Annotated in this window: 12 protein-coding genes; 4 read left to right on the forward strand and 8 right to left on the reverse strand. The window is 34.8% G+C overall.

Annotation, left to right across the window (positions count from 1 at the left end; all coding sequences use genetic code 11):
- Positions 1-95: 95 nt before the first annotated feature.
- The 7 genes from CCY98_RS06065 to CCY98_RS06095 form a co-directional block, all read right to left on the reverse strand.
- Positions 96-638 (reverse strand): YceI family protein, encoded by a 543-nt coding sequence (locus tag CCY98_RS06065; RefSeq protein ID WP_112057674.1) that lies wholly within the window; start codon positions 636-638, stop codon positions 96-98.
- A 445-nt stretch (positions 639-1,083) separates the two neighbouring features.
- Positions 1,084-2,004 (reverse strand): tRNA 5-methoxyuridine(34)/uridine 5-oxyacetic acid(34) synthase CmoB, encoded by a 921-nt coding sequence (gene cmoB, locus CCY98_RS06070; protein ID WP_112057675.1) that lies wholly within the window; start codon positions 2,002-2,004, stop codon positions 1,084-1,086.
- Positions 2,004-2,207: a hypothetical protein gene (locus CCY98_RS06075; protein WP_112057676.1), complete on the reverse strand. Its 204-nt coding sequence runs from the start codon at positions 2,205-2,207 to the stop codon at positions 2,004-2,006. Before CCY98_RS06075 ends, cmoB begins: the two co-directional genes overlap by 1 nt.
- A 15-nt stretch (positions 2,208-2,222) precedes the next feature.
- A complete protein-coding gene (locus CCY98_RS06080) occupies positions 2,223-3,248 on the reverse strand; it encodes an SAM-dependent methyltransferase (RefSeq protein ID WP_112057677.1) in 1,026 nt (341 codons plus the stop codon).
- The gene (abc-f, locus tag CCY98_RS06085; protein ID WP_112057678.1) at positions 3,235-5,160 is read right to left on the reverse strand and encodes a ribosomal protection-like ABC-F family protein; all 1,926 of its coding nucleotides are present in this window, start codon (positions 5,158-5,160) and stop codon (positions 3,235-3,237) included. Before abc-f ends, CCY98_RS06080 begins: the two co-directional genes overlap by 14 nt.
- Positions 5,153-5,968 carry a prolipoprotein diacylglyceryl transferase gene (gene lgt / locus CCY98_RS06090; RefSeq protein WP_112057679.1) on the reverse strand — a complete coding sequence of 272 codons (816 nt, stop codon included), beginning with the start codon at positions 5,966-5,968 and terminating at the stop codon, positions 5,153-5,155. The genes abc-f and lgt overlap by 8 nt, the downstream gene beginning before the upstream one ends.
- Positions 5,952-6,254 carry a hypothetical protein gene (locus CCY98_RS06095; protein ID WP_112057680.1) on the reverse strand — a complete coding sequence of 101 codons (303 nt, stop codon included), beginning with the start codon at positions 6,252-6,254 and terminating at the stop codon, positions 5,952-5,954. Before CCY98_RS06095 ends, lgt begins: the two co-directional genes overlap by 17 nt.
- Positions 6,255-6,516: 262 nt before the next feature.
- On the opposite strand from CCY98_RS06095, the gene CCY98_RS06100 reads away from it, so the two are divergent.
- From CCY98_RS06100 to CCY98_RS06115, 4 genes are read left to right on the forward strand one after another with little or no spacing between them, the layout of a single operon-like run.
- Positions 6,517-7,137, forward strand: coding sequence for an acetyltransferase (locus CCY98_RS06100; RefSeq protein ID WP_112057681.1), 621 nt, complete (start codon positions 6,517-6,519; stop codon positions 7,135-7,137).
- Positions 7,134-8,246, forward strand: a complete 1,113-nt coding sequence (gene pglE, locus CCY98_RS06105; RefSeq protein ID WP_112057682.1) for a UDP-N-acetylbacillosamine transaminase — start codon at positions 7,134-7,136, stop codon at positions 8,244-8,246. Before CCY98_RS06100 ends, pglE begins: the two co-directional genes overlap by 4 nt.
- The gene (gene pglF, locus CCY98_RS06110) at positions 8,247-10,055 is read left to right on the forward strand and encodes a UDP-N-acetylglucosamine 4,6-dehydratase (configuration-retaining) (RefSeq protein ID WP_112057683.1); all 1,809 of its coding nucleotides are present in this window, start codon (positions 8,247-8,249) and stop codon (positions 10,053-10,055) included.
- Positions 10,039-11,118 carry a glycosyltransferase gene (locus tag CCY98_RS06115; RefSeq protein WP_112057684.1) on the forward strand — a complete coding sequence of 360 codons (1,080 nt, stop codon included), beginning with the start codon at positions 10,039-10,041 and terminating at the stop codon, positions 11,116-11,118. Before pglF ends, CCY98_RS06115 begins: the two co-directional genes overlap by 17 nt.
- On the opposite strand, the gene CCY98_RS06120 is transcribed toward CCY98_RS06115, so the two are convergent.
- Complete coding sequence (locus CCY98_RS06120) at positions 11,095-11,970, reverse strand: DMT family transporter (RefSeq protein ID WP_112057685.1); 876 nt, start codon at positions 11,968-11,970, stop codon at positions 11,095-11,097. The genes CCY98_RS06115 and CCY98_RS06120 overlap by 24 nt on opposite strands.
- Positions 11,971-12,295: the final 325 nt, after the last annotated feature.

The raw sequence follows: 12,295 nt of genomic DNA on the forward strand, positions 1-12,295 counted from the left end.
TTAAGGGATTTTTTTAAGATTATAACACAAAGGTATTAAAGCAGATTTATAAAGTAGATTCTAAAGCAGAGATAACTTTAGAGAAAACTCTAAAGTTATTGTGGATTAGCAGTGAGCGTGAGTAGGATTTTAACTTCATCGCCTACTAGGCTATCTTTAAGATTAGATTCCCATACCACATCAAAATCAGAACGCTTGATTGTTGCATTAGCTTTGATTTGTAAGGTTGTGCCATTAAGTGTTTCTGTGCTTTGAAGCACGATAGGCTTTGTGATGCCTTTGATGGTTAAATCCCCATAAATTTTACCTGTTTCAAACTTAGTCATTTTAAAAGTCATATTTGGATATTTTTTAGAATCAAAAATATCTGCAGCGTTTAAATGTTCATCGCGTTTGGCATTAGCTGTATCAACAGAGGCAATTTCAACGCTACCTTCTAGCAAATTTAGGACTTTTTTAGCTGCATCATAGTCAATATTGGCACTGAATTTATCAAATTTTCCATCTACTTTGGTGAGTTTGAGATGAGAAATTTCAAAATTTACTTGAGAATTGTTTGGATCTAAGGCATACGGCTCAGCCAAAAGGGGACAGCTAAATAGAGCAACAAAAGCAGAAATAGATAAGATTTTTTTCATAGAACGATCCTTTTTTTTAGATTGAATATGGAGATTATAGCATATATTTTAGAAATTATTTTTATGTGAAGGTGATTGGCTGTTTTGTGGGTGTTTAATTTTGTGTAGAGTAGGGGAGGGGTAGCGCTTGATGGGTTTGATGGTAAAGCGTAATGCAAAAGGTGCTAAGATGTAAATCCAAAAACCATAGCCCAAAAACTCTCATTTCTAATATATCAGGAAGAGGAGATAGGCTTTATATAAGCAAAAGATTTAAATTCTATTGAACAATAGGTTTTAAATTACCTTAATTGGGCTTTTATATTGTCAATAGCTTTTAATGGTATTTTTTGTCATATAAAAAAATGGCATTATAAATAACTTTTCTATATTTATTTTATATGATAAAATTGATGTTATTGTGGGTGGAGTGTGTCAAATGTAGCACTTATAGCTATGATTTGAACTATTTTTTTGCTTTGAGATAAGCTCTTTGTGGGGCAGGATAGCCTTCTATGGTTTTTGTCTTATCGGGGGTTAGAAAATCCTCCAAACTCTCTGCATTACTCCAAGGAGTTTTTCTTTGTTCATCGATGCCTGTTTTTAGGGTCGCAATATGCGTGATTTCTTTAAAACCACAAAATTCTAGCCAGTTTATAAAAGTTTTTAAGGTAGGGATAAAATAGACATTGGGCATTTTGGCATAGCGTTTGTTGCGTGGGCAAAGGGCGATTTCCTCATCCCCTTCTAAAATAATGCTATCAAAAATTGCTTCCCCACCTTGTTTTAGGGAATTGTAGATGGTTTTAATAGAATCGATGGGGCTTTTGCGATGATAAAGCACTCCAAGACAAAGTAAAATATCAAAGTTAATATCTAAAAAAGGCAAATCCTCAATGCCTAAAAGCTCAAAATTAAGCCTTGAATCTTGGATAAAAAACTGCATAAAATCAAATTGTAATTTGCATAAGGGCATAGGATCTAAGCCGATGATTTTTTGGGGATTTTCTTTAAGCATTCTAAACATATAATAGCCATTATTACAACCAATATCCCCTATGATTTTATTTTGTAAATTTAGATGAGGCTCTAGAATATTGTATTTAATGGCACTATTCCACTCGCTAAGAATCTCCAAAGAATTAATCTTAAAAGGTCCTTTTCTCCAAGGAATAAGGGTTTTGGCTACTTCTGTAATGTGGTGGAGTGAAGATTCTGTGAGATTGGGCAAAGAGAGATCAATAAAATCATCAAAGCTAAAAGTAGCATTTCCTAGCTCATTTTGGGGAAGGCTTTGCAAGGAGTTTAGGGATTCAAATAAAGGTGCAATGTGTTTGTGGGTTAATGCTAAATTGCGCTTTGCTTGGATTTCTTTTAGGCTTTGCATTAAAAAACTTCTTCTCTCATTTGGGGTTGTTTGCCATCTTTGTAGATGAGATTATCCGGGCAGGTCTCCACATAATTCCCTTGTGAATCATAATAATAGCCCTTTTCATCCCAATAAGAATTAGAATATCCACATTCATTGCGATAAAGACAACCACTTAAAAAAGCGGAAATAATTAGGCTTTGAAGTATCAAAAGTTTCATTTTTACTCCTTTGTTTTAGATTCTAGCAAATAAGATTCCCAAAAATCTCTCTCCAAGGATTTCTGGATCTATGAGTGTGCGGATTTTTGGTGAGAGGCGCATAAAAGATTCTAAACCAAAGTTTTGAATATACCACTCGCCAACTTGATCTAATCCCATATCCACAAGGATTTTATTTTGTCTGCCAAAGAAAATTTCCTTTGCACCTATTTTTGAAAAAAGTGTTTTAAGGTAAGAAAAATTAACTTCATAAGTCAAATCACTTTTTCCAAAAGATTCTAAAAGATGGGCTTGATAGGCTTTTGAAGTGGGATTTGAGAAGAAATTATCTGTGGTGTGGTTATGATAAAGTCGCAGTGAAAAAGCATTGCGTGGGTGGAGATTCCCATAATCAAAAGTTAAAAATGCAAAAGATTTTGCACATAAGCTAAGTGAGTCTATAAATTCAGGCAATTTGGGTGGAATCTCACCGATTTCTATATTCATTGTTTGAGCGGTTTGTAAAATAATTTCTGGGGCGGGTTTGAAAATGAGTGAATTATTTTGTATGTATGCCATTTCGCCCTTAAAAAATAGCTCACAAGCAAAGGAATCAAAAAGTTCATTGCTTACAAAAAAGATAAAATCATAACCGCATTTTTGCAATTCTTGCAAAGAATTAAAAGTGATTAGGGGAGTATTTTGGGATTTTGCAAAGGTTGATTTTTGAGTATTTTGGAGATTTTTAAGTGGCTCAATTGTGCAAAAATGAAGTTTTTCAAAAAGTGTAAAATGTGCTAGAAAATTTGCAATATCACTAATTAGATACCCCCTATCAGCACCTATTTCTACAATGGCGATTTTATTGGGCAAGAGTTTAAGCGATTGACTTAGAAAATTTTTAATAAAATTAGCAATGCAATAGCCAAAAAAGAAACTCACACTCACGCTAGTGTAAAAATCCCCTTCTTTTCCAACTCTATGGTTTTGATAATAGCCTTTTTCTCCATAAAGCCATTCTTGCATAAATTCTGAAAAAGACTGGAGATTAGAGGTTTTCACGCTGTTCTTCTAATTCAAAATATTGCAAAGTTTTTTCTTCGCAAAGGGCTTGTTTGGATTGGAGCTCCAAAGAGGCTTCTTGGAGTTCAGCTGTGCTTAGAGTGTTTGAATAAAGCTTGGATTCAAGCTCTTTAATTTGGCATTCAAGCTCTTCAATTTCTTGGGGCAGAATCTCTAAAAGGCGCATTTGATGATAAGAAAGCTTTGTCTTTTGTTTTTCGGCTTTAGGCTTATCTTTTGAAACCTGCAAAGAGTTTTCAAAAATTTGATAATCTTTAAGTTCCTTTTCTATTTCAAGGTATTCGCTAAAGTTTTTGTGGGTTTCTTCAATATTTCCATTACCTTTAAAAACAAGTAGTTTTTTGGCAATTTTATCCACAAAATACCGATCGTGGCTCACAAAAATAATCGCTCCATCAAAGCTTTGCAAGTATTCTTCTAAGATGTTAATGGTGGGAATATCCAAATCATTAGTGGGCTCATCTAAAATCAAGCAATCATATTCCTTGGTAAAAAGCAAGGCTAAGGCAACACGATTTTTCTCTCCACCGCTTAGAGTGCCGATTTTTTTGTCTAGGAATTCCTTAGGAAAAAGGAAGTTTTTAAGATAGCCAAAGACATGCATATTTTTTCCTTTGACATCGATTCTATCTCCGCCAAAAGGGCAAAAGGTTTCTAGCAAATCCTTAGAATCATCCAGCATTTCTCTGTGTTGATCAAAATATCCTATTCGCACTTCTCCACATTCTATTTTCCCTTTTTGAGGCTTTAAGCGACCTAGCATTAATTTTAAAAGCGTTGATTTACCTGCACCATTTTTGCCTACAATGGCTATTTTATCGCGTTGTAAAATGCGCGTTGAGAAGTCTTTGATGAGCAGTTTTTTGTCAAGACTAAAGGAAATATTTTGTAAATCAAACAACATTTTTTTGCGATTCACCCCTTCTTCTTGATTGAAATGTTTTTTTTCGCGTTCTAACTCTAAAGTCATTTTTCGGATAATGGAGGGATTGTTTTTGGCGGTTTGTCGCATTTGCATGATGCGCTCTTTTCTGCCTTCATTGCGTTTAACTCTTGCCCTCACTCCACGCGCCAACCATTCTTCTTCTGCTTTTAAGTGCTTAAGTAGCGTTTCATGGCTTTTAGCAAGGCTTTTTAGGAGTTCTTCTTTGGCTTTTAGATAGTCTCCATAACCACCTTTGAAACTTCGAATCTTGCAGTCTTCTACTTCTATAACGCGTGTGGCAATTCTATCAATAAAATACCGATCGTGGCTAATAAAAATAAGCGTCCATTTTTCTCTTAAGAGTAAATCTTCTAAAAATTCTACCATTTCAACATCAAGATGGTTTGTAGGCTCATCAAGCAGTAAAATATCGGGCTTTCTTAGTAGCAAACAAGCTAAAGCCACTCGTTTTTGCTCTCCACCACTTAAGAGATTAGCAAAGTTGCCTTGAAGCTCTTTGAGGGCAAAAGTTTCTAGAATCTGATTGATTTTATTGTCTAAATCCCAAGCATTGTGATGATCAATAAAATTACTTAAAAGAGAATGTTCTTTGATGAGCGATTCATCATCGGGGTGATTTTGGAGTTTTTGAGCGATTTCATCTAGCCTTTTTCTAGCCTGTGTGAGCTCTTCTAAAGAATGCAAAATAACTTCCTTGACACTCTGCCCCTCTTGAAAAACAGGCTTTTGGATTAAATGCTTAATTTCTAAATTGCCTTGGAAGATTCGGCTTCCCTCATCGGCTTCTACTTCCCCACTAAGAATCTTAAGTAGTGTTGATTTCCCTGCACCATTTTTGCCTACAATAGCCATTCTCTCTCCCTCTTGCACACTAAGGGAAACATCACTTAAAATGGGCTTATAGTCGTATTGTTTGGAGATATTTTGTAAAGAAAGATTAGCCATTTTTTTCCTTAGGTTTAAAGAGTAGGGCAAAGCAAAAAATACCGATAATTAATGAGAGAAATTGCCCTTGTGTTAGCCAATTAAAAGCTACAAAGCCAAGCTGTGAATCAGGCTCTCTAAAGAATTCTGCGACAAAGCGCATAAGTGAATAAAGCACGCCATATAAGATTCCAATCTGTCCTATAAAACGCGCCTTTTTTCTCCACAAAAAGAGAATTGTAAAAACAACAATACCCTCCAAAAAGGCTTCATAAAGCTGACTTGGGTGGCGCAAGATTCCATCTACATAAATCCCCAAAGCGCTTGAAGTTTCTCTGCCAATTAGCTCTTGATTAAGAAAGTTTCCGATTCTGCCAAATACATAGCCTAAAGGAATACTAAGTCCAGCTAAATCCATAAAAAGCCAAAAATTAACTTTTTTAATTCTTGCAAAGATTAAAGAGGCAATTAAAAAGCCAATGACTGCCCCATGATAGCTCATTCCGCGAATCCCAACAAAATTTCCATCTTTATCTAAGGGATTGAAAATTTGCCAAGGGTGAGTGAGATAATAAGCGCTAAAAGGATCATAAAAGATAATATATCCAAGTCTAGCACCTAAAATAACACCAATTTCTACCCATAAAAAATAACTTTCCAAAAGCGCACTTGAAATAGGATAAGAATCTTTTTTGGCAATCCATTTTGCCACACCAAGTGCCACAAGTAAAGCTAAAACATACATTATCCCATACCAATGCACACTAATACCAAAAAGATTGAATGCAATAGGATTAAAAGCATTATAAATATTATTCCATTTCTCCATTAATAACCTCAAAAAATTCATGCAACCCTAAGTATAAAAAGCGCTCATACAAAAGATCATCAGAAATGTAAAAATGAAATTTAAAGCCATCGTCTTTGGCAAGTTTTAGCCAATATCCTAAAATATAAAGACTAATATCTTTTGCGTGTGGAATGCCAAAAGAGATTTCGTTTATTTGGGCTTTTCGTATTTTTTCTAAGAGCAATTTTATATCTTGATAATCGCTAATATCTTTTAATTTTCCTCGTAAAATATAAATATCTTCTTGGATTTTTTCAATTCGCAAGTTTAACCTTTCTTGTTGAAAATTGCTAAAAGCGGATTCTAACAAAATAAAAGTAAAATTCAAAAAAAGTAGTTATTTTAGATTCTTAAAAGATGAGTTTTGTTCTTACGACAAAATCGCATAAGAGAGATTATGATAATTATATAAAATTTATAAAGATTTTTTTGTGATTCTTTGGGTAGAATTCTTGTTTTGGAAAATCAAATTGCTATGGCAATATTTTTTAAGGTTTTTAAAAAAAAGGAAGCAAAAAAGGCTTTGAATGGTGAGATTTGCAATTGTTGGTGCTGGTGGGCATGGGAGAGTGATTGCTGATATTATTTTGGCATGTGGGGGCGAAATTGCTTTTGTCATTGATGATTCTCCACAAGGCAAAATTTTGGCAAATAAAAATGCTATCTCCCCTAAAGAATTTTTAATGTTGGGTTTGCAAAAAGAAATTAAGATTACATTAGCTATTGGGAATTGTCAAGCAAGAAGAGCCTTTTTTGAAGTTTTTAAACAGCAGGGTTTTGAGATTCCAAGCCTTATTCATTCAAGTGCAATTATTTCTAAAAGTGCTAAAATAAGTGAGGCTTGTGTGGTGATGCCAAATGTAGTGGTGAATGCAGAGAGCATGATAGAAACAGGTGTGATTTTAAACACAGGTTGTGTGGTGGAGCACGATTGTAAGGTGGGAGAATTTTCTCATCTAGCCCCCAAAAGCGCACTTTGTGGTGGTGTTAGAATCGGAAAAGATTCACATATTGGGGCAGGAAGCGTTGTGATTGAGGGTAGAAGTGTGGGCGATGGTTGTATGATTGGAGCAGGAAGCGTTGTAATTAATGATATTCAATCCTTTAAAAAGGTTGTAGGAAATCCAGCAAAAAAGGAGTTACAATGAGTTTTAGAATCTTTTTGTCCCCACCACAAATGGGAAAAAATGAGCAAAAGTATGTTGATGAAGCTTTTAAGAGCAATTATATTGCACCATTAGGGGAATTTGTCAATTCCTTTGAATTGGCAATGCAAGACTATACTAAAAGTCCTAACACGCTTGCGCTTAGTAGCGGCACAGCGGCTTTGCATTTGGCTTTAAGAGTGGCAGGAATCACTAAAGGTGATTTGGTTTTGGCAAGCACTTTTACTTTTATAGGTTCGATTGTGCCTATTTTGTATCAAGGGGCAACACCGGTTTTTATTGATAGTGATTCTTCGTGGAATCTCTCCCCTAAACTTCTAAGAGAAGCACTAGAGGGCTTAAAAATAAAGCCAAAAGCCTTGATTTTGACACATCTTTATGGGCAGTGTGCTAAGATTTCTGAAATTGTAGAAATTTGTAAAGAATATGGGGTTTTATTGATTGAGGATGCTGCGGAATCTTTAGGGGCATTTTATAAAGGACAACATACTGGAACTTTTGGAAAGTTTGGCGCATTGTCTTTTAATGGTAATAAAATTATTACAACAAGTGGTGGGGGAATGCTGCTAGGCAAAGATTCAAACCAAATGCAAAAGGCAAGGTATTATTCCACTCAAGCAAGAGAGAATCTGCCTTATTATGAGCATTTAGACTATGGTTATAATTACCGCCTTAGCAATATTTGCGCAGCAATTGGCGTAGGACAGCTAGAAGAGATAGAAGACAAGGTTGCTAAAAGGCGAAAAATTTTTGATTGGTATCAAGAAAATCTCTCTAGTGAATTTGTAGAATTTATGCCTGAGATTCCTGATTCAAGGGGAAATCGTTGGCTAAGCACTTTGAGATTTAAAGAGAAGAAAGTCAATGTAATGGATCTTGTAGGGATTTTAGCTAACAAAGGCATTGAATCGCGTCCATTGTGGAAGCCTATGCATTTACAGCCTTTATTTAGAGATTCTATAAGTTTTTGTGATGGCACTTCTCAAAGTCTCTTTAATAATGGAATTTGTTTGCCTAGCGGTGGAGCCTTAGAGCGCAGAGAGATTGATGAGGTATCGGGCTATATTTTGGATTATTTAAAGAGTCTTTAAGTGATAAAGTCTGCTATTTTTCGTCCAAGCAATCTCAAGAGAATCCTATTTTTTTTGGTGATTGATATTATTGTTTCATATTTTACTTTGGTTTTATCATATGATTTGCGTTTTAGCTTTCAGGTGCCATTGGAGTTTAACGACGGAGTGATTCTTGCCTTTTTGGCTTTGATTGTCTTAAAAATTAGTGCTTTGTGGGTTTTTAAAATTTACTTAGTGCCATGGCGATTTTTTGGACTAAGCGAAGCTTTAAAAATTATTTATGCACATATTTTGGCTTATGGAATCTTTACGCTTTTATTCTTTTTTGGATTTTTTGATAAATTTCCTTTGAGTGTGGTAGTAATTGACTTTGTAATTTCTGGGATTTTGATTGGAGGGATTAGAATCTCTAAACGAATTTATTTGGAGAATTCTCCCAAAAACTCTCCTAAACCTGCTTTGATTTTTGGAGCTAATACACAAGCAGCTACACTCATTAAAAGTGCCCTTAATAGTGAAATTCCCTTTTATCCCTTGGCGATTATTGATGAAGATAAAAAGGAACAAGGTAATTATATTTCAAATCTCAAAGTCTATCCCAAAGCAGCCCTAAAAGAACTTTTGGAGAAGCATAAGATTAAAAGTGTGATTCTAACCAAGCCTTATGCTAAGCCACCTTTAGAGAAACTTTTTAATGAATTAACACAAATAGGGATTGAAGAGATTAAAATTGCCTCAATGCTCAAAGAAGACAAGCCACTAGAAGATATTTCAATTGAGGATTTACTCTCGCGACCTAGTAAGGATTTGGATAAAGAAGTCATTGGAGAGTTTATTGCTAATAAAACAATTCTAATTACAGGGGCAGGTGGAAGCATCGGTAGTGAGATTGTGCGGCAGTGCGTGGAGTTTGGGGCGAAGCGATTAGTTTTGCTAGATCATAGTGAATACAATCTTTATGTAATTACAGAGGAGCTAACAAGAAAAATTTTCTCTAAAAATGACAAAAAAAATTTATTGCGTGCGGTGATGTTTTCAATCTTGGAAAAAGATCGGCTTTTGGAGCTTATGCAAGAAGAAAAGCCTGATATTGTCATGCATGCTGCAGCTTATAAGCATGTTCCACTTTGTGAATATAATCAAAAAAGCGCCATTGAAAATAATATTTTAGGGAGTAAAAATGTGATTGATTCTGCTATAGAATCAAAAGTCCCTAAAATTGTGATTATCTCCACAGACAAGGCAGTGCGCCCCACAAATGTAATGGGTGCAACCAAGCGAGTTGTCGAGCTATATGCACAAAATGTTGATTCAAAACAAAGTGAAATTGTGGCGGTGCGGTTTGGAAATGTGCTTGGAAGTAGCGGTTCAGTGGTGCCAAAGTTTAAAGCACAGATTCAAAGTGGAGGACCAATTACTGTAACTCATCCAGAAATCACGCGATATTTTATGCTTATTCCTGAAGCGTGTCGCCTTGTTTTACAGGCTTCTGCAATTGCTAGGGGTGGAGAGATTTTTATCTTGGATATGGGAGAGCCTGTTAAAATTGTGGATTTAGCTAAAAATATGCTAAAACTCTATGGCAAAGAAGAGGAAATAGAGATTGTCTTTAGCGGATTGCGACCGGGAGAGAAGCTTTATGAGGAGCTTTTGATTGGTGAGAGTGAGGGTAAGACAAAATACCCTTCAATTCAAGTAGCTCGCCCTACAAGTTATGATATTAATAAGCTTAATCAAGATATTAGTGAGCTTTTAGAAACGCAAGAAGTGATAGCAAAATTAAAAGAAATTGTAGTGGAGTTTAATCATAATGCACACGGACAATAAGCCAACTCTTGCCTTGGTGGTATCTTCACTTAGAATGGGTGGGGCTGAGAAAGTGGCGAGTTTTTTAGCAAATGCTTTAATTGATTCTTATCGAATTATTTTAATATTGTGGAGCGATAAAGATCGCTTTTTTAGCGTAGATGAACGCATAGAAGTGGTGGTGATTGCAACAAAAATGCGTGGAATGCTTGGGAATATAGAGCGTATTTTTAGGCTTAAGCGTTGTTTTAGGGAGCATAAGGCGGATTTGGTGATTAGTTTTATTCATCAGACTAACATTTTGGCGATTTTAGCTGCTAGAGCAAACAAGATTCCAGTGATTGCAACAGAGCATAGTATTTATGCGAGTTTAGATCATCTTAAGATTTGGAAGTTTTTGCGCCAAAGGGTGTATCCATTAGCAGATCATATCACCACGCTTACTCAAAAAGATTCAAAGCATTATGGATTTTTAAAAAATGTTAGCGTGATGCCTAATCCAGTTGTTATCCATAAAACTATAGAAGCAGATTGGCAAGATTTTATCGCCCATAAGCCCTATATTTTGAGTGCAGGGCGAATGATAGAAACAAAGCATTTTGAAGAGTTATTAGAAGTTTTTGGACAATTCTCTAAAAAAAATCCTCAATTTTCACTGCTTTTAGCAGGTGATGGAAAGTGTCGTGATTCTTTAGAAAAACAAGCCCGGAATCTAGGGGCAAAAATTGTTTTTTTAGGGAAAGTTGAAAATCTTTATAGTGCCTATCAAAATGCAGAATTTTTTGCCTTAACTAGCCATAGGGAAGGTTTAAGTAATGTTTTAATTGAATCTTTAATGTGTGGAGTGCCTGTGATTAGCTATGATTGCCCTTATGGACCTAGCGAGATTATAAGTGATGGCAAAAATGGAATCTTGGTTAAAATGGGTGATAAAAATGCCCTATTAAAAAGCTTTGAAGTAATGCTTGCTAAAAGGCAAGAATTTGCCAAAAATACGCAAGTGATTTATGAAAAATTTGGAGAAGAAGTAGTTTTAAAAAAGTGGAGAGAGCTTATTGCTCTAACGCTTAATAAAAAGAACTAAAGAACCAAAGAGAATCAAAAACCCTCCAAAATATTGTAATAAGCTAAGATTTTCTCCCAAAAGCCACAAAGAAAGCAAAACCCCCACAAGAGGCTCTATCATACCTAAAATCGCTGTTTTAGTTACATTAATTCTTGGCATTCCAAGGAAATATGCTATCATAGGAAAAAGCGTGGAGACAAAGGTAAGTCCAAGAAGAGCAAAGATTCCAGTGGGGTTAAAGCTGTTGAATTGTGGTGGATTTGGAATCATAAAACCAAGAATCATCAAGGCGGCAAAGAGACAAATATAAAAACTGCAAACAACAGAGGAAAGATTGCTGGTATAGGATTTGCTAAAAACAACATAGAGCCCATAAAATAATGCACCAATAAGCGATAAAATCACACCATAAACGCTAAGCTGGAGATCTTTTGGAGGCTGAAGTATGATTGCTAATCCTGCAAAACACAAAAAGAGTGAAAAGAGTGTTTTGGTTTGTAGTTTTTGTCTCAAAAAGATGAGGGCAATAAGAGCGACAATAATAGGATAAATATGATAAATAAGCACAGAAAGCGAAGCAGGAATATAGCGTAAAGAATCAAGATAGGCAAAAGACTGAATAATATATAAAATGCCGCCAAGGAAGAAAAATTGCAAATATTGCAATTTTGTAAGCTTAAGAGAGATGTGCTTATAAAGCGCCCATAAAAATAACAAAAAGGCGCTACAAAGGAAGCGAAAAAATAAAATAAAATCAGTTGAGATTCCATTATTTTGAGACACCACACTCCACACAGGCATAATCCCATAAGCAATACTCGCACCAACAATCCATAAAATACCAATTTGTTCATTACTTAATTTTTGCATTAAAGAACTTTCAATTTTAAATACATTATTGTAATATTTTTAAAATAAATTTTGAAGTCTTGCCTTAAAGTATTTGAGGGTAGTCTATATTTATACTAAAGTATTTACATAAACATATCCATATATGTATCCACTATTTATATCTATTTATATCTATTTATATCTATTTATATCTATTTATATCTATTTATCTATAATAATTCAACCCTTATTTTCAAAAATTTGATCAATCCCTTTTATTTTAATCTTCCCTTAAGCTTATGCTGCTATAATTCCACTTCCTTTTTTGAAATAAAAAAAGTGTTCTTTTGGCTTTATATACATT

Origin of the sequence: Helicobacter sp. 11-8110 (genome assembly GCF_003288905.1) — a bacterium.
GTDB lineage: Bacteria > Campylobacterota > Campylobacteria > Campylobacterales > Helicobacteraceae > Helicobacter_D > Helicobacter_D colisuis.